Origin of the sequence: Nocardia rhizosphaerihabitans, assembly GCF_014646295.1 — a bacterium.
Taxonomy (GTDB): domain Bacteria; phylum Actinomycetota; class Actinomycetes; order Mycobacteriales; family Mycobacteriaceae; genus Nocardia; species Nocardia rhizosphaerihabitans.
In genome coordinates this window covers 556,085-577,553 of sequence record NZ_BMNE01000001.1, presented here as the reverse complement: position 1 = coordinate 577,553, position 21,469 = coordinate 556,085, and the positions used below count along the sequence as shown (strand labels likewise).

Below are 21,469 nucleotides of genomic sequence, written 5' to 3'. Positions count from 1 at the left end.
AGGGTCAGAATCCGGCGTCGGGGCGCGGGATGTCGCCGCGCCAGGCGCCGGTTTCGAGGCCCTCGCTCTCGATGAAGTGCTTGAACCGGTTCATGTCACCGTTCACGCGGTGCTTCAGCACGCCGAGCTTGTCGGCGGCGGTTTCGATGAACCCTTCCGGGTCGACCTCCATCTGCGCGGTGATCCGGGTGTGGGTGTCGTCGAGGCGGTGAAAGGTGATGACTCCGGCGTGCTCGGGTCCACTGTCGGATTTCCACGCGACGCGCTCGTCCGGGTGCTGCTCGGTGATGGTGGCGTCGAACTCCCGCGTCGACGGGCCGACGTGGATGCGCCAGTGCGTGTGCCGGTCGTCGAGCTGGCGAACCTGCTCGACTCCCTCCATGAACTGCGGAAACGTCTCGAACTGGGTCCACTGGTTGTAGGCCGTCCGGATCGGGACATCCACATCGACAGTTGCGGCTACCGTGCTCACTGGTACTCCTTCCCCAGCCCGACTGCGTCGCCGCCACGGGCTGGATTCGGTTTCTCGTACAGTGCGGCCCATACCCGGCGCCGCACAGCGCAAACGAGAGCGCGGTACTCACTCGGCGGGACCGTGCATTGGTAGCGTGGCGGACGGGCGTGTGAGCACAAGGATGGACAGAAACTGGTAGCGGGCCGAAAAGCTCAGCTGCATTGGTCGATGTGGAATCGGTGTCCCCCGGCGAGAGGCATCTTCGATGCGCGCGCAGATCAGTTTGACCATCGACGGACAGAACCGGACGGTCACCGTCGACACCCGAGCCACGCTGCTGGACGTCCTGCGCGAGCAGCTGGGCGTGACGACCCCGAAGAAGGGGTGTGATCACGGGCAGTGCGGGTCGTGCACGGTCCTGCTGGACGGGCGCCGGGCCACCCTCTGCCTGGCGCTGGCCGTGGCCAACGACGGGGCGACGATCGTCACCGCCGACGGGCTCACCGACGGTGACGAGCTACATCCGATCCAACAGGCGTTTCTCGCCCACGACGGCTTCCAGTGCGGGTACTGCACGCCGGGCCAGATCTGCTCGGCGGTCGGCATGCTCGACGAGATGAAGTCGGGCGCACCGAGTCTGGTGACCGCCGATGCGACCGCCGGGATCGAACTGAGTACCGAGGAGATCCGGGAGCGGATGAGCGGAAACCTGTGCCGCTGCGGGGCCTATCCGAACATCGTCGCGGCGATCCTGGAGGCCGGGCGATGAGGGAGTTCGCCTACGAGCGCGCCGACGACGCGGCCGGGGCCGTCGCCGCGGTTCTCGCCCAGCCCGATGCGGTATTCCTCGGTGCGGGAACCAATCTCGTGGATCATCTCAAGCTCGGGATCATCGCTCCCGGCCGGCTGGTCGACGTCAGCAGGCTGCCGTTCGACGAGGTGACCGAGCGTCCGGAAGGCGGCGTGCGCATCGGCGCGGCCGTGCGCAATGCCGATCTGGCCGCCCACCCGATCATCCGGGCGCGCTATCCGATGCTGTCGTCGGCACTGCTGGCCGGCGCGTCGGCACAGCTGCGCAACCTGGCCACCACCGGCGGCAATCTGCTGCAACGCACCCGGTGTCCCTACTTCCAGGATCCGTCGACGCCGTGCAACAAACGGGAACCGGGCAGCGGTTGCTCGGCGATCGGCGGCTTCGATCGCGACCATGCCATCTTCGGCGCGTCCAGCGCGTGCATCGCCACCCATCCGTCGGACATGGCGGTGGCGCTGGTCGCGTTGGACGCGGTGGTGCGGGTGCTCGGCGCGAACGGCGAACGCGAAATCCCCGTCGTCGACCTGCATCGGCTGCCCGGTGACGAACCCGAGCGCGACACCGTGCTCGAACACGGCGACCTGATCACCGCTGTCGATGTGCCGGCGCTGGACTGGGCCACCAGGTCCACCTACCGCAAGGTGCGCGATCGCGCGTCCTTCGCGTTCGCACTGGTGTCGGTGGCGGCGGCGCTCGATATCGCCGACGGTGTCGTGCGCGACGCGCGGATCGCCTTCGGCGGTGTCGCGCACAAACCGTGGCGGGCCCGCGCCGCCGAGGACGCGCTGCGCGGCACCGCCGCCACGGAGCAGAACTTCGCCGCCGCCGCGGACACCGAGCTCGCCGCCGCACGACCGCAGCGCCAGAACGCGTTCAAGATCCCGTTGGCGCGCACTGTCCTCGTCGCGACACTGCGCGAACTGACCGAGCAGGAGGCGCGATGAGCTTCTCGATCAGCCCACGGGCGATGGGCACTTCGCCTACCCGGATCGACGGCCCGGCGAAGCTGCGCGGTCGCGCGCCCTACGCGATGGAACACCCACAGCAGGACCCGCTGCACGGCTATCCGATCCAGGCGACCATCATCCGTGGCCGCGTACGGGAGATCGATACGAGCGCGGCCGAGCGGATCGACGGCGTCGTCGCCGTGCTCACCCGGCACAATGCCGCGCGGTTGGCCAGCGACGACGACAACGAACTGTTCATCCTGCAGAACGACGACGTGGCCTTCCGGGGTCAGCTGATCGGCGCGGTCGTCGCGACCAGCCCCGAGGTGGCCCGTGCAGCGGCAGCTCAGGTCAGGGTGACCTATGACGAGAGCCCCGCCGATGTCACCCTGACCGCGGACCGGGACGACCTCTACGCGCCCGACGACGTCAGCGGCGGCTTCGCCACCGACACGTCCATCGGTGATGTGGACAGCGCGCTCGCCATCGCACCGGTGACGATCGACCACACCTATACGACCTCGATGGTCCACAACAATGCGATGGAGCCACACGCCACCGTCGCGCAGTGGACCGGCGACACGCTGGTCCTGTTCGACTCCACCCAGGGCCCGCATGTGGTTCGGTCCACGATCGCGTCGTTGTTCGGGCTGGCCCCCGAGCAGGTCCAGGTCATCGCGCCCTACGTCGGCGGCGGCTTCGGGTCCAAGGGCGAACCGCACGCCAATATCGTGCTCGCGGCGATGGCGGCGAAACTGGCCGACGGCCGTCCGGTGAAACTGCCGTTGACCAGACAACAGTTGTTCTCGCTCACGGGCTACCGCACGCCTACCATCCAGCGGGTGCGGCTCGGTGCGCATCGGGACGGCACCCTGACCGCGATCGCCCACGATGTCATCGAACAGACCTCCACGGTCAAAGAATTCGCCGAGCAGTCCGCCGTCGCCTCCCGGATGATGTATTCGGCCACCAACCGTTCGACCTCCCATCGCCTCGCGGCATTGGACGTGCCCGTCACGTCGTGGATGCGCGCGCCGGGACACTGTCCGGGCATGTATGCCGCCGAGACGGCGATCGACGAGCTCGCGGTCGCCCTCGGCATGGACCCGATCGCGTTGCGCGTCCACAACGAACCCGAGGTCGACCCGGAGTCGGGGCGGCCGTTCTCCAGCCGCGGTCTGGTCGAGTGCCTCCGCACGGGGGCCGAGCGCTTCGGCTGGGCGGATCGCGATCCGGCGCCGCGATCGCGGCGCGCGGGTCGATGGTTGGTCGGGTCCGGGGTTGCGGCGGCGACCTATCCGGCCGATGTGGCCGGAGGCAACAGTGCCCGGGTGCGATGGACCGGCGAGCGGTACGAAGTCGCCATCGACGCCGTGGACATCGGCACCGGTACCTGGACGACCCTCGGTCAGATCGCCGCCGATGCCCTCGGTGTCGACCAGCACCGGATCGATCTGCGTATCGGCGATTCCCGCCTGCCCGCAGGCACGGTCGCGGGTGGCTCGAGCGGCATGGCATCCTGGGGTTCTGCCGTGGTGGCGGCAGCGAAAGCCTTCCGGGATCGACACGGGACCGACCCTGCCGACGGTGCCGAGATCACCGTGGAGGCTCCCAAAGATCCTGCGCGCAAGGACTATTCGACGCACGCCTTCGGCGCGCACTTCGTCGAGGTCCGGGTGGACATCGACACCGCCGAGATCCGGGTGCCGCGCGTGGTCAGTGTGTTCGCGGCAGGCCGCATCATCAATCCACTGACGGCGCGTTCGCAATTCGTCGGCGGCGTCACCATGGGCGTGTCGATGGCACTGCTCGAAGAGAGCCAATTCGACGAGCGGTTCGGTCAGGTGGTCAACCACGACCTCGCCGGGTACCACATCCCGGTCAACGCCGACATCGGCGACATCGACGTCAGCTGGATCGACGAACACGATCCCCACGTCAACCCCATGGGCTCCAAGGGAATAGGCGAGATCGGCATCGTCGGCTCGGCCGCGGCGGTGGGCAACGCGATCTACCACGCCACCGGCGTGCGCATCCGTGACCTGCCGATCCGTCTCGAAGACCTGCTCGGGGTGATGTGACACGGCGGCCCTGATCAGGCGCCGGGCCCGGCCTGTTCGGCTATCTTGAGTCCGATGTGCACGCCCGAGATCGTTCGTCTCGCCCACGACGGTGCGCCACGACCCAGCCGGCGAGCCCTGCTGGGCCTGGCGGGGCTCACCGCACTGGCCGCGGTGGCGCCCGCACCTGCCGTCGCCGCGCCCCGCTCGGGTGGCGTCGTCGATCTCACGCACACGTTGACACCCGAGCTGCCGGTCTGGCCGGGTAATCCGCCGATGGTCAAGGTCCCGGTGGCCTGGCACGCCTCGGGCGGGTTCGGCCAGTTCGCGCTCGGGTACTGGGAACACACCGGCACCCACGTCGACGCTCCGGCACACCGAATCCCCGGCGCCACCACCACCGATGCCCTCGCAGTCGACGACCTCGTCGCATCGCTCGTCGTCATCGACATCAGTGCCAAGGCCGCCATCGACACCGACGCGATGGTGACTGTCGCCGACATCGACAGGTGGCGCTCGCAGCACGGGGATATCCCGGAGCGCGCCTTCGTCGCGATGTATTCCGGCTGGGAAGACCGCATCCCCCGACCGTCGACCTTCCTCAATCTCGACGAGCGAGGGAGGCCGCACGCGCCGGGCTTCTCAGCCGAAGCCGCGGAATACCTTGTCACGCACTGCGGAATCGTCGGCGTGGGCGTCGACACACTCAGCTTGGATTCCGGTGCCGACCCCGAATTCGGCGCGCACACAGCCATCCTCGGCGCCGGTCACTACGGCGTGGAAATGCTCGCCAACCTCGCCGCCGTACCGGTGACGGGTGCGACCGTCGTCGTCGGCGCTCCGAAACACGCGGGCGGTACCGGCGGGCCATGCCGGGTACTCGCCCTCACCTGATCACCGATCGAAGCCGCGGAAAACACCGTCGTCGTCGACACTGCCGGCGTAGTCCTCGAAGTCCATGTTGGAGAGGAAGAAGTTGACCTCGACCTCGGCCATCGCGATCGGCGCGATGCGGAACACCCTGTCGCCGTCGCCTCGGACATCCTCGTCGCTGGTATCGACCGCCAGCAGTGGGTGCTCGGGGTCGGTCATCGTGGTGGTGTCGGCGAGGAACACATAGGTCTGGCCATCGACCAGATCAGCCAGGTCGGCGGGGGTCAGCCCGTCGAAGGTCACATCGTCGACGGGTGTCAGCCCGGTCATCATGTCTTCGTCGTAGGACGCGATGACCTCGGAGAGAACGTGGGCCCAGGCCGTGTCGTCGGTGAAGTCCGTACGCACCAGAAGCGATTCGCCCTCGGGCAGAGTTCGTGCCATACGCCCGATTGTGCACTACGGGTGACTGTCACCAGTCCGGTCGGCCGATCGAAAGGCTGTGCTGGAAGACATTTCTGGGGTCAGCGGCCTGTTTGATCCGGAGTAGTCGCGGGTAGTTGTCGCCGTAATAGAAGGCGTGCCACGGGAGGCCGGAGGTGTTCCAGGCGGCATCGGCCAGATCGGGGTCGGGGTAGTTGATGTAACTGCCGCCATAGGTTTCGTTCGGTACCGGAACGCCGCCGGTGTCGGCGTGGACGTCGCGGTACATCTCGCGGGACCAGCGCAGGTACCGGTCGTCGTCGAAGGGGAAGCGCCAGGACGCGTGGATCAGCATCTTCATGAACGAATTTCGCGCGGGCATGGCTGTCGCGTCGGCCGCGACGGCATTGATCGCGCCGCCGAACGGGAGGAATTCGAGCTGGGATTCGCCGAGGAAGCGGAGGTCGGTGACGTAGCGGTAGAAGATTCGGAGTTGGTCGGGGGAGTAGGACTTGCGCAGGTAGGCGGCCTTGACTTTGACTCGCGTGGTGTTCACGCCCTTCGCGTAGTACACCTGGTTCACGGTGTCCGGGTAGGACAGTTGGGTGACCGGGGTGAGGAAGGGCGGGGGAAATACGCCGTCGCTCACGGTGGCGACGAAATCGTCGAAATGGCTTCGCGCATCGGGCTTTTCGGAATCGAACAGGATCAGCATCTCGGCCGCGCCGGTGCCGGTCGTCCTGATCATCAGTGGCGCGTAGAGACCGGCGAATGCATTGCCGGGTGCGCTGTGGCGTTCGAAGAAGCCGAGGTAGTTGCCGAGGAAGCGGACGAACGAATCCTCCGTCGTGATGGGCAGGATCAGCCGCGCGTTCAGCATGGCGCCCGGCGGTTTCGGCAGCGCGTTCGCCGGGTCGGAGCCGTCGGACTCGGGGGAGCGGAGCAGGAACCGGGTCACCACACCGAAATTTCCGCCACCTCCGCCCGTATGCGCCCACCACAGGTCGCGGCCGGGTCCATTCTTGGTCGCGGCAACGACTTTCGCGCCACCGTCGTCGTCGACCGTGACGACCTCCACCCCGGCCAGATGGTCGGCGACGAGCCCGAATCGGCGTGACAGCGGACCGTAGCCACCACCGCAGAGATGACCGCCCATACCGACCCCGAGGCAGATCCCGCCCGGCACCGTGACGCCCCACCGGTGCAGGGCGTCGTACACCGTGCCGATATCGGCGCCCGCGTCGACCGAGAAGGCGCGGTGGTGCTCGTCCCAATACACCGCGTTCAGCCGGCCGAGGTCGATGATCGATCGGGTCTGCGCGTTGTCGACGAAGTCGTCGAAGCAGTGTCCGCCCGAACGGGCCGCGATCCTCGAATCCTCGGCGACCGACCTGGCGACAGCGCTGCGCACCTCCTCGGCAGTGGTGGGTACGTAGATTTTTGCCGGTTGGGCCTGGAATCGCCGGTTGTAGCCGCGCGCGGCGAGCGACGCGAACTCGCCCGCACCGAGAACAGGAGCTTGCGCGTGGCCGACCGGCATTCCGAGCGCGGCCAGCGAACCGCCTACCGCGGCCGCGGTGATCAACTGTCGACGCGAGAGCGACATCGGATTCCTTCCGACCGGCGCCATTCGAGGCGATCTGCTCGGACACTAGCGGAACCGCCGCCCAGCGGCGAGAAACACCGTCGACGCGTGTCCGCGACCTGCGCGCGTGACGGTCGCGGGACGATTGACCGCACCGGTCGAGCTGTCGCTGGACTCGGGGGACCGGCTGGTGATCAGCGGCGCCAACGGGACGGGCGAATCACCCTGCTGAGCGGGTCAGGCGGCGGGGATTGCTGCCGTCGCTGTTCATCACCCAGATCTCGGAGCGCAATCCGTTCGGGGCGTCCTCGGTGAACCGGGTGACCAGCAGTTGGGTGCCGTCGGCGGAGAACTCGGGGTCCCACCCGTCGTCGGTGAGTGTCACGGCGCCGGTGCCGTCGGGGTCGACCAGCTGGAGTGGCATGCCGCCGACCGCGACTCGCAAGGACACGCCCTGCGTGCGGGACGCGGGTCGGCGTTTCGTGGGTCGTAGGCTTGTCCCATGGCATCCGATACCGACCCGTCGATCGACATCAAGCCGCGCTCCCGCGATGTCACGGACGGACTCGAGAAAACCGCTGCCCGTGGCATGCTGCGCGCTGTCGGCATGGGCGACGAGGACTGGGCCAAACCGCAGATCGGTGTCGCGTCCAGCTGGAACGAGATCACCCCCTGCAACCTCTCGCTCGACCGCCTGGCCGACGCGGTGAAGGAGGGCGTCCACACGGCGGGTGGTTATCCGCTCGAGTTCGGCACGATCTCGGTGTCCGACGGCATCTCGATGGGCCACGAGGGCATGCACTTCTCGCTGGTCAGTCGCGAGATCATCGCCGACTCCGTCGAGACCGTCATGATGGCCGAGCGCCTCGACGGGTCGGTGCTGCTCGCCGGGTGCGACAAGAGCCTGCCCGGCATGCTGATGGCGGCCGCACGGCTGGACCTGGCCAGCGTCTTCCTCTATGCGGGCTCGACGCTGCCGGGCAATGTCGACGGCAAGGACGTCACCATCATCGACGCGTTCGAGGCTGTCGGTGCCTGCATCAAGGGTCTGATCACCCGGGACGAGGTCGACCGCATCGAGCGGGCGATCTGTCCCGGCGAAGGCGCCTGTGGCGGGATGTACACGGCCAACACCATGGCCTCGGCCGCCGAGGCGCTCGGCATGAGCCTGCCGGGATCGGCCGCCCCGCCCGCGCCCGACCGGCGCCGCGACGACTACGCCCGCAAGTCCGGTGAGGCCGTCGTCGAGTTGCTGCGCCGGGGCATCACCGCGCGCGACATCCTGACCTTGGAGGCGTTCGAAAACGCCATCACGGTCGTCATGGCACTGGGTGGGTCCACCAATGCCGTGCTGCATCTGCTGGCCATCGCCCGCGAGGCCGGGGTCGACCTCACCCTCGCCGACTTCAACCGGGTCGGCGACAAGGTGCCGCACCTGGGCGACCTCAAACCGTTCGGCCGCTACGTCATGAACGACGTCGACCGGGTCGGTGGCATTGCCGTGGTGATGAAGGCACTGCTCGACGCGGGCCTCATGCACGGCGACGTCATGACCGTCACCGGCAAGACCATGGCCGAGAACCTCGCGCACCTCGAGCTGGGCCTTGACGGCGAGGTCATCCGGCGGCTCGATCGCCCGATCCACAAATCGGGCGGGCTCACCATCCTGCATGGCTCACTGGCACCCGAAGGCGCGGTGGTGAAGAGCGCGGGGTTCGACTCCGACGTCTTCCGCGGGACGGCGCGGGTGTTCGACGGGGAGCGCGCCGCGATGGACGCGCTCGAGAACGGCACGATCGTCGCCGGTGACGTGGTCGTCATCCGCAACGAGGGACCCAAGGGCGGCCCCGGCATGCGCGAGATGCTCGCCATCACCGGCGCGATCAAGGGGGCAGGCCTCGGCAAGGATGTCCTGCTGCTCACCGACGGCCGATTCTCCGGCGGCACAACCGGATTGTGCGTCGGCCATGTCGCACCCGAAGCCGTGGACGGCGGCCCGATCGCCTTCGTCCGAGACGGGGATCCGATCGTCCTCGACGTCGCCAACCGCATCCTCGACGTCGAGATCGACGAGAACGAACTCGCCGGACGCAAGGTCGGCTGGGAGCCGCTGCCGCCCAGGTACACCTCCGGGGTGCTGGCCAAGTACCGCAAGCTCGTCAGCTCGGCCGCGCACGGAGCGGTCACCGGGTAACACCTCGGCGACCGCCGCGCAGCGCTTACTCGGTGAGGCGATGGGTTCCGTCGCGCACGGTGCCGACGAACTCCTCGATCAGGTCCTCCATCGCCACCACACCGACGGTGTTGCCCCGGCTGTCCACCACCCGGCCCAGATGACTGTTGGTGCGGCGCAGCCGGGCGAGTGCCTCGTAGAGGGTGGTGCCCGTGCTCACCGTCGGCAGCGGCCGGATATCGGTGCGCGGGATCTGCGTCTCCGGGCCCGCCGTGTCGTCGGCGACCTTGTCCAGGACGTCCTTGACGTGCAGGTAGCCGACCAGCGACCCGTCGGTGGCGCGCACCGGATACCGGGAGAAGCCGGTCTCGCCGACCGCGGCCTCGATGTCGCCGAGCGTTGTTCCGTTGCCGCGCAACGGCACCGAGCGCGCCTGCGCCAACGGCACCATCACATCGCCGACGATCCGCTCCGAGGTGCCGAGCGCCTGGGTGAGCCTGCGGTGTTCCTCCTCGTCGAGCAGTCCCTCCGAGCGTGACTCGCCGATCATCTCGGCCAGTTCCACCGTCGACACCGTCGCGTCGAGCTCGTCCTTCGGCTCGACCCGCATCGCCCGCAGCGAGACGTTGGCGAGGAAGTTGTAGAGCGCGATGAGCGGGCGCGCGATCCGCAACCAGACCAGATGGATCGGCACCAGCAGCAGTGCCGAGCGTTCCGGACCGGCCAGCGCGATGTTCTTCGGCACCATCTCGCCGAGCAGGATGTGCAGGATCACCACGATCGTGAGCGCGAGGGTGAACGCCACCGGATGCAGCAGCTGATCGGGCAGGCCCGCGAGTTCGAACGGCCGCTCGAGCAGATGCGCCACCGCGGGCTCGCCGACCCGGCCGAGCAGGATCGAGCAGATGGTGATGCCCAGCTGGGCCGCCGCCAGCATGATCGACAGGTTCTCGCCCGCCTCGATGACGGTTTGCGCCTTCTTCTTGCCTTGGGCGACAAGGGCTTCCAGCCGGTCGCGGCGGGCGGAGATCAGCGCGAACTCGGCGGCCACGAAGAACGCGTTGCCCGCCAGCAGCACGAAGGTCAGCACGATGCCGAACAGGTCACCCATGATTGTGCTCCCGTGCCGCCAGGTACGCCGCGTCGACGGGGATCAACCGCACCCGGTCGATGCGCCGCCCGTCCATCCGTTCCACCCTGGCGATCCAGCCGCCGCCGGAACCGCGGGACTCGGGCAGCACCACCTCGTCGCCGGTGGCCGGAATCCGGCCGAGCTGGGTCAGCACCAAACCGCCCAATGTCTCGTATTCACCTTCCGGCGCTTCGTATCCGGTCGCCCGCGACACCTCGTCGATGCGCATCAGACCCGAGCAGTCCCAGCCGTCGGAGACCCGGCGCACATCGCGTTCCTCCTCGTCGTGCTCGTCGCGCACGTCGCCGAGGATCTCCTCGATGAGGTCCTCCATGGTCACCAGGCCCGCGGTGCCGCCGTACTCGTCGACGACGAGCGCCACCTGCATGCCGTCGGCGCGGACCCGCTCCATGACATCGTCGCCGTCGAGGCTCGCCGGCACGATCGGCACGGCGACGGCCAGCCTGCTCAACGGGATCTTCTTGCGCAGGTGCACCGGATGGACGAACGCCTGCTTGACGTGCACGACGCCGAGCGTGTTGTCGAGATCGCCGTCGATGACCGGGAACCGGGAGTATCCGGTGCGGGCAGAGGCGGCGATCAGGTCGGCGATGGTGTCGTCGCGATCGAGCGACTCGACCTTCACGCGCGGTGTCATCAGATCCTCGGCACTGCGCTCACCGAACTCCAGCGAGCGGTCCATCACCAGCGCGGTGCGCTGATCCATGGCGCCGCGCAGGGCCGAGGTGCGCACCAGCGAACCGAGCTCCTGCGGTGAGCGGGCCGAGCGCAGTTCCTCGGCGGGCTCGATGCCCAGCCTGCGGACGATCCAGTTGGCGGAGCCGTTGAGGAAACGGATCAGCCACTTGAACATGACCGAGAACCCGATCATCGGGCCCGCGGTGAGCCGGGCCGTCGCCATCGGCTTGGCGATGGCGATGTTCTTGGGCACCAGCTCGCCGTAGATCATCGACAGCGAGGTCGCCAGCACCAGGGCCAGGACGAGGGCGACACCGTGCGCGGCGCTCGGGCTCAGCCCGGCCGCGTCCAGCAGCGGGTCGAGCAGCCGGGCCAGCACGGGTTCGGCGATGAAGCCGGTGACGAGCGTGGTGATGGTGATGCCGAGCTGGGCGCCCGAGAGCTGGAACGACAGGGTGTGATGGGCCTGCTTGACCAGCCGGGACCGGACGTCACCGGCGCGGGCAGCCGCTTCGACGGTGCTGCGCTCCAGCGCGGTGAGGGAGAATTCGGCCGCGACGAACAGTGCGGTGCCGAGCGTGAGTGCCACGAAGCCGATCAGGCTGAGCACGGTCAGAACGGTGGACATCCTCAGCACCACCCGGGCGGTGCGGTGGGGAAATCGAGAGATCGAACGGACGCTGCGAAAAGGAGGACGCCGGGTTGGTCACCCGGCTCCGTAGAGGAACCCTCCTGTGTGGCGCCCTTGGACGCGGGTGACAACTGGATCCTTTCGCGGTGGGGAAGAAAGCGCTGCCGAGATCGGCAACTCCATAGTAATCGGTCCCCTCCGATGATGCGTCAGCGGCGCGGTCAGCTCACCTGCGCTCGCCCGCGTGCGCGTCGAGCACGATCAGACCGGTCCGCGTCCGGCGGCCACGCGACCCGCCACCGGGCGGACGTCGCGGTGGGCGATGAGCCACTCGCCTTCGTACTGTTCGAACTCGTCGCGGACGAGGCCGATGACGGTCCAGTCGGCGGGGCGATGGTGGTCGGTCGCCGAGGACCAGTGCCACACGGTCGCGTAGGCGGTGAGCAGCGGTCGGGCGCCGGTCCATTCGATGGAACTCTGCCCGATGACGTGGGCGACCAGGCTCCGCCGCGCCTTCGGCACCCGGCACATGTGCGCGGTGAACGCGTCGCGGCCGTCGAAGCGCTGGACCGGGCCGGGCATGATCCGGTATTCGATCAGCGCGTCCGGGGTGAAGCACTCGACGAACCGCTCGTGCTCGTTGGTGTCGGCGACCCGGAAGAAGTGGTGGAAGGTGCGGTAGATCGCTCGCTCGGCTTCGATGGTCGCGAGCAGGCCGTCGGGTGCAGTCATGTCGTGTGCCGCCACTCCTGCACGGTAAGGAAACTCCGGGACAAATCAACGGGTAAACCTCAGCGTGAACGAATTCCGGTCGAGGAGGCCCGAAAACGACTGTGGCCGACCGGAACACGAGTTCCGGTCGGCCACAGTCAGGCGGCGATCACCAACCGCTGGGCAGGGGACGGCCCTCGGCGAAACCGGCCGCGGACTGCACACCCAGGATGGCGCGCTCGTGGAATTCCGGCAGCGTGCGGGCGCCCGCGTAGGTGCAGGAGCTGCGCACACCCGAGCAGATGTGGTCGATGAGGTCTTCGACGCCGGGGCGCTCGGGGTCCAGACGCATGCGCGAGCTGGAGATGCCCTCCTCGAACAGGGCCTTGCGCGCCCGGTCGAAGCCGCTGTCGGCGGCGGTGCGCGCGGCGACGGCGCGCTTGGAGGCCATGCCGAAGCTTTCCTTGTACGCGTTGCCGTCGCGGTCGACGCGCAGGTCGCCGGGGGATTCGTAGGTGCCTGCGAACCACGAGCCGATCATCACGTTCGACGCGCCCGCCGCGAGCGCCAGAGCGACGTCGCGCGGGTGCCGCACGCCGCCGTCGGCCCAGACATGCACGCCGAGTTCCCTGGCCGCCGTGGCACATTCGGCCACCGCGGAGAACTGCGGGCGGCCGACGCCGGTCATCATGCGGGTGGTGCACATGGCGCCGGGGCCGACACCGACCTTGATGATCGTGGCGCCGGCCTCGGCCAGATCGCGGGTGCCTTCGGCCGAGACCACATTGCCCGCGACCAGCGGCAGCCCGAGGCCGAGATCAGCGACGGTACGCAATGATTCGAGCATTTTGGTCTGGTGGCCGTGCGCCGTGTCGAGGACGAGCACGTCGGCGCCCGCCTCGGCCAGCGCCTTCGCCTTGGCGGCCACGTCACCGTTGATGCCGACGGCGGCGGCGACGCGCAGCTGACCCTTGGCGTCGACCGCGGGGGTGTAGATGCCCGCGCGGATCGCGCCGGTGCGGGTCATCACGCCGGCCAGGGTGCCGTCGGTGTTGGTCAGCACGGCGAGCTGGGCGTGCGCCTCGGCGAGCCGGTCGAAGATCTCGCGTGGGGACAGATCGACGGCGGCCTGGACGAAATCGGTGACCGCGACCTCGCGTAGTCGGGCGAACCGGTCGACATCGGCGCAGGCGGCCTCGGTGACCACACCGACCGGCTTGCCGTCCTCGACGACGACCACAGCGCCGTGCGCGCGCTTGTGCATCAGCGCCATCGCGTCGGACACCGACCGGTCGGGGTCGAGGGTGACGGGGGTGTCGGCGGTGAGCGAGCGGCTCTTCACGAACGCGATGGTGTCGGCGGCCGCCGGGATCGGCAGATCCTGGGGCAGGACGACGATGCCGCCGCGGCGGGCGACGGTCTCGGCCATCCGCTTGCCCGCGACGGCGGTCATGTTCGCGACCACGAGGGGGATGGTGGTGCCGGACCCGTCGACGCTGGCCAGGTCCACATCGAACCGGGACGCGACATCCGTCCGGTTCGGGACGAGGAAGATGTCGTCGTAGGTCAGGTCATACGGCGGCTGGGGTCCCGGAAGAAATCGCACTTGGCCGATGATAGCCCCGTGAGGGTCGCCGTGGGCAAGACCTCAGCGCGCGGGCTCACGGGCATCAGGCAGCGGCGCCGTCTGTGTCCGGCACAGCGCGACCGTGGCCACACACATCACCACGACACTGGCGGCGACCACGATCAGACCGGCGCCGTCGGTGCGTAGGTGCTCGTCTAAGGCGGTGAGACCGAGGAACGCGGCGGCCAGCGGTTCGGCGACGGCCGCGGCGGGCAGCGATGCGGCCAGCGGTCCGGCTTGGTAGGCCCGTTGTTGCAGGTAGAAGCCGAGCAGGCCGGCCGCTACCAGCGCCCAGGTCTGCCAGCCGGTGAGCACGGCGCCCAGTCCGTCGCCGAACAGGGTGACGACGCGGTCGGTGAGCGCGGCGGCCAGGCCGAACAGCGCGCCACCGGCGAGACCGAGGGCCAGCGCCCGCCCCGACGGGTTGGGGACGAGGAACCCGGCCAGGGTCGCGAGGGCGACGATGCTCAGCAGAATCGCCAAGGGCACCAGCCACTCTCGTAGCGGCGCGGTCTCCTCGCCGGCGGTCGGGTCACCGACGATCAGGAACGTCACCAGGGCGGCGACGAGGACCAAGGCCGTCGCGGCGGCTCGCCCGGTGATCCGCTGATGGTTCAACCGCGCCGACAGCGGCAGCGCGAAGACCAGCGAGCTCACCAGAATCGGCTGCACGACCAGCACCGCGCCGAAGCTGAGGGCGAGCACCTGCATGCCGTACCCGCCGACGTCACCGACGATCGCGGCCCACCACCGCTTGCTCCGGAGCAGGGACCGCATCAGCGCCGATCCCTCCGGGACGGCCGCTGCTGCCCGTTGCTGCGCTACCGACGCCACCGCGAACAGGAGCGCGGCGACGAGGGCGCACACGATCGCGGCGATCGGACGGTTCGTCACGAGGTCAGTGTGGCGGATCTGTGGGCGGTGGGAACCCTCCGGCGTCGGTGAGTCGCCGTCGGTGTCCGCTCAGGAACGCTGAACTGCGCCGCAATGCCCTGATCGATCGGACCGAGCGACCCGGGCCACCTGCGTGGCGGCCGCTCGTCGACGGGCGCGCACGGTCCCCGATCAGCCGTCCAGGAAAGAGGGGCGTGGCCGAACCGTAATCGGTTCGGCCACGCGCTGATTCAGTTTGCCGAGCGGTTGCGGCGGGCTGCCGGAGCCGCCGGACGCGCGGCGCGACGACGCGAATTCGTCGGCGTGTCGCCGCTGCGGGCGTGTCCGCCCGCGCCCGCGGGCTTGCGGCTCCGCGACTCACCGGCCGGACGCTCCCGGCGCGGTGCGCCCGCGCCACGGCTGTGGCCCTGGGCGGCCTCGGAAGCCGGTGCGCCACCGGACCTGCCACGCCTGGGACGGCCACCGTTCGCCGACTTCGGCGCGTTGACCTGGGTCGGGGCAGGGGCGGCCAGCGCGATTCCGCTCGGCTTGCGGGCGCCGGTGATCTCCACCAGCTTCCGGTCGCCGGGGCGGACCTCGACGCCGTCGGTCTGCACGCCCGCCTTGCGGGTCATCGCGGCGACGTCCTTGCGCTCCTCGTCGGTGACGAGGGTGACGACGACACCGTCCTCACCGGCGCGGGCGGTGCGGCCCGCGCGGTGCAGGTAGGCCTTGTGCTCGGCGGGCGGGTCGAAGTGCACGACCAGCGAGACACCGTCGATGTGGATACCGCGCGCGGCGACATCGGTGGTGACCAGCACCGGCACCGACCCGTCGGCGAAGGCGGCCAGGGTGCGCACGCGGTTGTTCTGCGCCTTGCCACCGTGCAGCGAACCGGCGTCGACACCGGCGCCGCGCAGCTGCTTGGCCAGGCGGTCGGCGCCGTGCTTGGTGCGCACGAACATGATGGTCAGGCCGTCGCGGGCGGCGATCTCGGTGGCCACGGTGCGCTTGATGTTCTTGTCGCGCACGTAGAGCAGGTGGTGGGTCATGGTGGTCACCGAGGCCTCGGCGGGCGCCGTCGAGTGGGTGACCGGGTTGTTCAGGTAGCGCTTGACCAGCTTGTCGACGTCACCGTCGAGGGTGGCCGAGAACAGCAGGCGCTGACCGTCTTTCGGGGTGCGGTCGAGCAGGCGGGTGACCTGGGGCAGGAAGCCCATGTCGGCCATGTGGTCGGCCTCGTCGAGCGCGGTGATCATCACGTCGGACAGATCCGCGGCCCGCTGCTTGATCAGGTCGTCGAGGCGGCCGGGGGTGGCGATGAGCAGGTCGACGCCGCGCGCGAGCCGGTCGGCCTGGCGCTTGATCGGCGCACCGCCGACTACGGAGGCCACGCGCAGGCCCAGCGAGAGCGCGGCCTCGTCGAGGGCGCGTTCGATCTGGGTCGCGAGTTCACGGGTGGGGACGAGCACCAGGCCACGCGGGCGGCCGGGCTTGGCGGACGCGCCGGTGAGGCGGGTCAGCATCGGCAGGCCGAAGGCGAGGGTCTTGCCGGAGCCGGTCGGGCCGCGGCCGAGCACGTCACGCCCGGCGAGCGCGTCGCCGATGGTGGCGGCCTGGATGGGGAAGGGCTTCTCGATGCCGGCATTGCGCAGGGTCTGCACCAGTGCGACGGGCAGACCGAGTTCTGCGAAGGTGGCGTCGGGACGCGGAGAGGTAGACAAAATGGCCTTTCGTTGGGCTGCGCATCGCGCTGGAAGATGACCGGCGCCGATGACCCGGATACGCACGTGGCGTGCACGGGGTGCGGCCCAGCAGGAAGGACCGATCTCCCAGGATAGGCGGGATTGCGGTCGCGTGGGTAAACATGCTGGTCAGACGACCGTTTGTACTGGTGATTGTGCGACCGCAGACACTGAGTCGAGCAGTGCTGCGGCGGAACGGCTACCCGGTCGGAGAAAAGGTGGCGAATCGCCAGGTCAGCCGTGGAAGAGCCGGTTCAGCTCCTGCAGCCACGGCACCGCGACGGCCAGCGTCGGCACGACCAGGATCGCGGCCGAGCCGAGGTAGGCGGCGGTGGCGACTCTCACGTCGCCGGAGTGTCCGGCCAGCCGCTGGATGCGGATCAGCGTGCTCGGACCGCCCGCGGCGAGCGCGCCCTGCGGCGCGGTCGACTTCGCGCAGGCGACCAGCGCGCGGGCCAGCGGCTTGGGGCCGGTGACCTTCACCGCGGAGTCGTCGGCGAGCAGTTCGATGAGCAGCTTCACCGAGCCGAGCGCGGCCTTGCTGCGGACCACCCGCGGGAAGGCCTCGTGCACGGCGGTGAACGCCTCGAGCACCAGGTCGTGGCGGGCCCGCAGATGCGAGCGCTCGTGGCTGACGATGGCGGTGACCTCGGCGTCGTCGAGGCTGGTCAGGGTGCCTTCGCTGAGCACGACGCGCTGGCGCAGCCCGGGCAGGCAGTAGGCGATGGGCTCGGTCGAGGCGAGCACGCGGATGTCGGCGGCGCGCCGGACCGGGCCGCTCTGATCGAGCAGATCGACCAGCATGCGATGCCGGGACCTGCGGCGGCGGGTGTGCACGCCGACGCGCACGATGGAGAACATGAGCCGGGCGCCGATCATCAGGGTCAGCGCGAACACGGTGACATACACCGTCCACAGCGGCAGACCGAGCGCGTCGATCTCCTTGGTGGGGGAGGTGGTCGGCCTACCGTCGGGGCCGGGGACGAGCAGCAGGCTGGCGATGGCCAGCCCGGATCCGAAGGCGCTGAGCACGGCGGCCAGCGCGATCGCCTGCCACAACACCAGTGCCGCGCGCGGGGACCGATGCACCCAGGTCGCGCGACTGAGCAGCGCTGGTACCGGCCCTGCGAGAAGCAAGGCGAGACCGGCGAAGACTGCCGCGGTTGCGTTCATCGACTCTGCTCACTGCGTTGTGGGACCAGGGGCGCTCACGTCGTTGTGAGAGCCGCCAGGGAGTCTAGCTGCTCTTCTCGTCGGATTCGAGCTTGGCGAGTGCCTCCCGCAGCGCATCGGCCTCGTCCTTGCCCACCTGTTCGACGAAGTGCACGAGGGCGGCGGCGCGGCTGCCCGCCGCGTCTGCCTGCTGCAATGCGTCGAACATCAGGCTCGCGACCAGCTCGTCGCGGCTGTGCACGGGCGCGTATCGGTGCGCGCGATCGTCGCGTCGCTGCACCACCAGATTCTTCTTCGCCAGCCGCTGCAGCACCGTCATCACTGTCGTGTACGCGAGCTCACGCCGCGCGGCCAGTGCTTCGTGGACCTGCCGCACCGTCTGCGGTTCGTCGGCCGACCACAACTGGTCCATGACCGCTTTTTCGAGTTCGCCGAGTCCTGCCATCCCACAATTTTACGGAATCAACGACAAAGATGCGTACTACAGAATGTCGTAACGGGGTGTTTGCTGGTGTGTTATTCGTCATACCCGGCGGCGCCGCGCACGTGCCTGGTGCCGATCGGGACGATCATCGGCCGCCCCGAGACCGGATCGGTGAGCACGGTGGCCTCGAGCCCGAACACCTCGGCGAGCAGCTCGGCGGTGACGATCTCGGCCGGCTTGCCCTGCGCCACGATCCGGCCAGCGCACATCACCACGAGCTCGTCGCTGTAGCGGATGGCGAGGTTGAGATCGTGCAGGACCATCACCACGGTCCGCCCGAATTCGGCGTGCAGCCGGTCGACGAGGTCGAGGACCTCGAGCGAGTGCGCGAGGTCGAGATAGGTGGTCGGCTCGTCGAGCAGCAGGATGTCGGTGCCCTGGGCCAGGGCCATGGAGATCCAGGCGCGCTGGCGCTGGCCGCCGGAGAGTTCGTCGAGGGTGCGCTCGGCCAGGTCGGCGATGCCGGTCTGGGCCAGGGCGGCGGCGACCTCGGTCTCGTCGTCGGCCGACCACTGCCGCAGCCAGGACTGGTGCGGGTGCCGTCCGCGGGCGACGAGGTCGGCGACGGTGAGGCCCTCGGGAGCGACCGGGGTCTGCGGCAGCATGCCGATCACCCTGGCGACGTCCTTGGTCTTCATCGACGAGATCGCCTTGCCGTCGAGCACCACCTGCCCGTCGCGCGGGCGCAGCAGCCTGCCCAGCGATTTGAGCAGCGTCGACTTGCCGCAGCCGTTGGGCCCGATGACGGTGGTGACCACGCCGGGGGCGATGTCGAGGCTCAGCTCGTCGACGATCACCCGCTCGCCGTAGCCGAGGGAGACGCTGTCGGCGGCGAGGCGACGGTCGGGGCTGGTCATGAGAGCGTGGCCTTCCGATTCATGCGGACGAGCAGGTAGAGCAGGAACGGTCCGCCGAGCGCGGCGGTCACGATGCCGACGGGCAGGTCGACGGGAAGCAGTGTGCGCGAGACGATATCGGCCCCGGCGACCAGCCCGGCGCCGGTGAGCGCGGAGGCGATCAGCGGTTCACCGGGCGTGCGCAGCGCCATCCTGGCGATCTGCGGCGCCGCGAGCGCGACGAAGCCGACCGGCCCGACGGCCGCGGTCGCCACCGAGGCCGCCACCACCGAGGCTCCGATGAGCAGCGCCTGCTGCGCCTGGATCCGCACGCCGAGCACCCGCGTCGACTCCTCGCCAAGGCGCAGCGCGGCCAGTGTCCGCGCCGACACCAGCGACACCACCGTGACCACGGCCAGCGCGATCGCGGCGGGCACGACCCTGGCCATGTCGGCGGCGTTGAGCGACCCGTTGAGCCAGATCTGCGCCCTGGCGGCGTCGGTCAGGCTGGCGCGGGTGAGCAGCCAGCTGATCACCGACATCAGCACCGCGTTGACGCCGATGCCGATGAGCACGAGCCGGAACCCGGTGACCCCGCGTTCCCCGGCCCTGCCGCGTCCCCAGGCGAGCAGATAGATGACGACAGCGGTGAGCAGCCCGCCGGTCAGGGCGGCCAGCGGCGCGCCGATCGTGGCGATCAGGCCGGTGGTCGCGCCACCGCTGCCGACCAGCACCGCGACCGCGCCGACACTGGCGCCGGTGGTGATACCGAGAACATCCGGCCCGGCCAGGGGGTTGTGCAGGATCGACTGCATCAATGCGCCGGCCAGCCCGAGCGCCGCCCCGACCACCACGGCGGTGATGGCCCGCGGCAGCCGCGATTCGATGATGATGAACCGCTGCGATCTGGTGCCGCCGCCACCGAGCACATCGAGTACCCGGCCCAGCGGAATGGTGGTGTCGCCGACGGCGATGTCGAGGCAGAACAGCGCGAAGACCGCTACCGCCAGCGCGAGGACGACGCCGAGCATCACCGGTCGCAGCACCAGCGACACCGGCCCGACGCGCAGCGCCGGACGCACCTTCCGCAGCTCGGCGCCGACCTGGTCGTCCTGCTTGTCGGTCTCGATCGTGCTCACAGCGTCACCAGCTTCTTGCGGCGCACCAGCGCGATGAAGAACGGCGCGCCGATCGCCGCCAGCATCACCCCGACCTGGAGTTCGCCCGGCCGGGCGACCACCCGTCCGGCGATATCGGCGACGACCAGCAGCAGGCCGCCGAGCAGTCCGGAGTAGGGGATCAGCCAGCGGTTGTCCGGTCCGGTGATGGTGCGCGCGATATGCGGCACCACCAGCCCGAGGAACGCGATCGGCCCGACCGCCGCGGTCGCCGCGCCGCTGAGCAGCACCACCGCGAACAACCCGAAGGCCCGCGCCCGGCCGACATCGACACCGAGCCCGCGCGCCACATCGTCGCCGAGGCTCAGCAGATTCAGCCCGGGCGCCGCCGCGACGGCCATCGCCATGCCGATGACGAGGAACGGCAGCACCTGCCAGAACACTCCGGCCTCGCGCCCGTTCACGGTGCCGACCACCCAGAATCGGTAGGTGTCCAGGGCGGCGTTGTCCAGCACGACGACCGCGTTGGTCATCGCCTGCAGGAACGCGGTGACCGCCGCGCCGGCCAGGACCAGGCTCAACGGACTGGCCTTGCCGCCGCCGATCGAGGACACTCCGAACACGATCACGCCCGCGATCGCCGAGCCGGCGAAGGCGAACCAGATGTATTGGCTCGGCGCGGTGAAGCCGAACAGGAAGATACTGAGCGCGGCCAGAAACCCCGCTCCCGCATTGAGTCCCAACAAACCGGCATCAGCGAGCGGATTCCGGGTATACCCCTGGATGAGCGCGCCCGCGATCCCCAGCGCCATCCCGGCGACCAGGGCCAACGCGGTGCGCGGCAGACGCAGCTCACGCACGATTTCCTCGGCGGTGGAGCGGGCCGGGCATCGGAACGGGCCGCCCTCGCAGCCGAGAGCGTGTGTGACGGCGTCGAACACCGTGGCCGGTGCGAGCGAGCGGGTGCCGATGGCAATGCTCGCCACCACCGCGACGGTGAGCAGCAAGACGAGCAGCAGAAGCCCGGTCAGACGACGACGTCTGACGGTGCCAGGGTGGATCACGGCGACGAACTTCTCCTGCCTCGAAACCGGACACAACTTGTGAAGTC

20 protein-coding genes are annotated in these 21,469 nt (G+C 69.3%); 5 read left to right on the top strand and 15 right to left on the bottom strand.

Going from position 1 to position 21,469, the window contains the following annotated elements; translation table 11 throughout:
- Positions 1 to 4: 4 nt before the first annotated feature.
- Positions 5 to 472, bottom strand: coding sequence for an SRPBCC family protein (locus IEY60_RS02520; RefSeq protein ID WP_189023361.1), 468 nt, complete (start codon positions 470 to 472; stop codon positions 5 to 7).
- Between the two features lie 247 nt (positions 473 to 719).
- Here IEY60_RS02520 and IEY60_RS02515 point away from each other — a divergent pair, with 247 nt between their 5' ends.
- From IEY60_RS02515 to IEY60_RS02500, 4 genes are read left to right on the top strand one after another with little or no spacing between them, the layout of a single operon-like run.
- Positions 720 to 1,223, top strand: coding sequence for a 2Fe-2S iron-sulfur cluster-binding protein (locus IEY60_RS02515; protein WP_189023359.1), 504 nt, complete (start codon positions 720 to 722; stop codon positions 1,221 to 1,223).
- The gene (locus IEY60_RS02510) at positions 1,220 to 2,212 is read left to right on the top strand and encodes an FAD binding domain-containing protein (protein ID WP_189023357.1); all 993 of its coding nucleotides are present in this window, start codon (positions 1,220 to 1,222) and stop codon (positions 2,210 to 2,212) included. Before IEY60_RS02515 ends, IEY60_RS02510 begins: the two co-directional genes overlap by 4 nt.
- Positions 2,209 to 4,296: a xanthine dehydrogenase family protein molybdopterin-binding subunit gene (locus IEY60_RS02505; RefSeq protein WP_189023355.1), complete on the top strand. Its 2,088-nt coding sequence runs from the start codon at positions 2,209 to 2,211 to the stop codon at positions 4,294 to 4,296. The genes IEY60_RS02510 and IEY60_RS02505 overlap by 4 nt, the downstream gene beginning before the upstream one ends.
- Positions 4,297 to 4,350: 54 nt before the next feature.
- Entirely contained in the window at positions 4,351 to 5,169 is an 819-nt protein-coding gene (locus IEY60_RS02500; RefSeq protein WP_189023353.1) for a cyclase family protein, read from the top strand.
- On the opposite strand, the gene IEY60_RS02495 is transcribed toward IEY60_RS02500, so the two are convergent.
- The 3 genes from IEY60_RS02495 to IEY60_RS02485 all read right to left on the bottom strand — a co-directional run bounded on the left by IEY60_RS02495 (position 5,170) and on the right by IEY60_RS02485 (position 7,607).
- Positions 5,170 to 5,592 (bottom strand): DUF6924 domain-containing protein, encoded by a 423-nt coding sequence (locus tag IEY60_RS02495; RefSeq protein WP_189023350.1) that lies wholly within the window; start codon positions 5,590 to 5,592, stop codon positions 5,170 to 5,172. It lies immediately after the preceding gene.
- A gap of 28 nt (positions 5,593 to 5,620) precedes the next feature.
- Positions 5,621 to 7,177, bottom strand: coding sequence for an FAD-binding oxidoreductase (locus IEY60_RS02490; protein WP_189023348.1), 1,557 nt, complete (start codon positions 7,175 to 7,177; stop codon positions 5,621 to 5,623).
- Positions 7,178 to 7,376: 199 nt separating this feature from the next.
- Complete coding sequence (locus IEY60_RS02485) at positions 7,377 to 7,607, bottom strand: TolB family protein (RefSeq protein ID WP_189023346.1); 231 nt, start codon at positions 7,605 to 7,607, stop codon at positions 7,377 to 7,379.
- Between the two features lie 51 nt (positions 7,608 to 7,658).
- On the opposite strand from IEY60_RS02485, the gene ilvD reads away from it, so the two are divergent.
- A complete protein-coding gene (ilvD, locus tag IEY60_RS02480) occupies positions 7,659 to 9,350 on the top strand; it encodes a dihydroxy-acid dehydratase (RefSeq protein WP_189023344.1) in 1,692 nt (563 codons plus the stop codon).
- Positions 9,351 to 9,375: 25 nt separating this feature from the next.
- Here ilvD and IEY60_RS02475 read toward each other — a convergent pair whose 3' ends face one another.
- From IEY60_RS02475 to IEY60_RS02425, 11 genes are all read right to left on the bottom strand, one after another.
- Positions 9,376 to 10,440, bottom strand: coding sequence for a hemolysin family protein (locus IEY60_RS02475; protein ID WP_189023342.1), 1,065 nt, complete (start codon positions 10,438 to 10,440; stop codon positions 9,376 to 9,378).
- Positions 10,433 to 11,788, bottom strand: coding sequence for a hemolysin family protein (locus IEY60_RS02470; protein ID WP_189023340.1), 1,356 nt, complete (start codon positions 11,786 to 11,788; stop codon positions 10,433 to 10,435). The genes IEY60_RS02475 and IEY60_RS02470 overlap by 8 nt, the downstream gene beginning before the upstream one ends.
- 264 nt (positions 11,789 to 12,052) lie before the next feature.
- Positions 12,053 to 12,523 carry a nuclear transport factor 2 family protein gene (locus IEY60_RS02465; protein ID WP_189023338.1) on the bottom strand — a complete coding sequence of 157 codons (471 nt, stop codon included), beginning with the start codon at positions 12,521 to 12,523 and terminating at the stop codon, positions 12,053 to 12,055.
- Positions 12,524 to 12,671: 148 nt separating this feature from the next.
- On the bottom strand, positions 12,672 to 14,108 hold the full coding sequence (locus tag IEY60_RS02460; RefSeq protein WP_189023336.1) for a GuaB1 family IMP dehydrogenase-related protein: 1,437 nt from the start codon (positions 14,106 to 14,108) through the stop codon (positions 12,672 to 12,674).
- Between the two features lie 42 nt (positions 14,109 to 14,150).
- Positions 14,151 to 15,023: a DMT family transporter gene (locus tag IEY60_RS02455; protein WP_189023334.1), complete on the bottom strand. Its 873-nt coding sequence runs from the start codon at positions 15,021 to 15,023 to the stop codon at positions 14,151 to 14,153.
- Positions 15,024 to 15,253: 230 nt separating this feature from the next.
- Positions 15,254 to 16,726, bottom strand: coding sequence for a DEAD/DEAH box helicase (locus IEY60_RS02450; protein WP_189023333.1), 1,473 nt, complete (start codon positions 16,724 to 16,726; stop codon positions 15,254 to 15,256).
- Positions 16,727 to 16,981: 255 nt separating this feature from the next.
- Positions 16,982 to 17,920 carry a M56 family metallopeptidase gene (locus IEY60_RS02445; RefSeq protein WP_189023331.1) on the bottom strand — a complete coding sequence of 313 codons (939 nt, stop codon included), beginning with the start codon at positions 17,918 to 17,920 and terminating at the stop codon, positions 16,982 to 16,984.
- A 64-nt stretch (positions 17,921 to 17,984) separates the two neighbouring features.
- Positions 17,985 to 18,365, bottom strand: coding sequence for a BlaI/MecI/CopY family transcriptional regulator (locus tag IEY60_RS02440; protein ID WP_189023328.1), 381 nt, complete (start codon positions 18,363 to 18,365; stop codon positions 17,985 to 17,987).
- 71 nt (positions 18,366 to 18,436) lie between these two features.
- Complete coding sequence (locus IEY60_RS02435; RefSeq protein WP_189023326.1) at positions 18,437 to 19,261, bottom strand: ABC transporter ATP-binding protein; 825 nt, start codon at positions 19,259 to 19,261, stop codon at positions 18,437 to 18,439.
- A complete protein-coding gene (locus tag IEY60_RS02430) occupies positions 19,258 to 20,379 on the bottom strand; it encodes a FecCD family ABC transporter permease (protein ID WP_189023324.1) in 1,122 nt (373 codons plus the stop codon). Before IEY60_RS02430 ends, IEY60_RS02435 begins: the two co-directional genes overlap by 4 nt.
- Positions 20,376 to 21,458: a FecCD family ABC transporter permease gene (locus IEY60_RS02425; RefSeq protein ID WP_229739488.1), complete on the bottom strand. Its 1,083-nt coding sequence runs from the start codon at positions 21,456 to 21,458 to the stop codon at positions 20,376 to 20,378. Before IEY60_RS02425 ends, IEY60_RS02430 begins: the two co-directional genes overlap by 4 nt.
- Between the last annotated feature and the right edge of the window lie 11 nt (positions 21,459 to 21,469).

Coding starts and splice junctions, on each gene's coding strand:
- IEY60_RS02515 (WP_189023359.1), top strand. CDS start 720: ATGCGCGCGCAGATCAGTTTGACCATCGACGGACAGAACCGGACGGTC.
- IEY60_RS02510 (WP_189023357.1), top strand. CDS start 1,220: ATGAGGGAGTTCGCCTACGAGCGCGCCGACGACGCGGCCGGGGCCGTC.
- IEY60_RS02505 (WP_189023355.1), top strand. CDS start 2,209: ATGAGCTTCTCGATCAGCCCACGGGCGATGGGCACTTCGCCTACCCGG.
- IEY60_RS02500 (WP_189023353.1), top strand. CDS start 4,351: ATGTGCACGCCCGAGATCGTTCGTCTCGCCCACGACGGTGCGCCACGA.
- IEY60_RS02495 (WP_189023350.1), bottom strand. CDS start 5,592: ATGGCACGAACTCTGCCCGAGGGCGAATCGCTTCTGGTGCGTACGGAC.
- IEY60_RS02490 (WP_189023348.1), bottom strand. CDS start 7,177: ATGTCGCTCTCGCGTCGACAGTTGATCACCGCGGCCGCGGTAGGCGGT.
- ilvD (WP_189023344.1), top strand. CDS start 7,659: ATGGCATCCGATACCGACCCGTCGATCGACATCAAGCCGCGCTCCCGC.
- IEY60_RS02475 (WP_189023342.1), bottom strand. CDS start 10,440: ATGGGTGACCTGTTCGGCATCGTGCTGACCTTCGTGCTGCTGGCGGGC.
- IEY60_RS02470 (WP_189023340.1), bottom strand. CDS start 11,788: ATGTCCACCGTTCTGACCGTGCTCAGCCTGATCGGCTTCGTGGCACTC.
- IEY60_RS02465 (WP_189023338.1), bottom strand. CDS start 12,523: ATGACTGCACCCGACGGCCTGCTCGCGACCATCGAAGCCGAGCGAGCG.
- IEY60_RS02445 (WP_189023331.1), bottom strand. CDS start 17,920: ATGAACGCAACCGCGGCAGTCTTCGCCGGTCTCGCCTTGCTTCTCGCA.
- IEY60_RS02440 (WP_189023328.1), bottom strand. CDS start 18,365: ATGGCAGGACTCGGCGAACTCGAAAAAGCGGTCATGGACCAGTTGTGG.
- IEY60_RS02435 (WP_189023326.1), bottom strand. CDS start 19,261: ATGACCAGCCCCGACCGTCGCCTCGCCGCCGACAGCGTCTCCCTCGGC.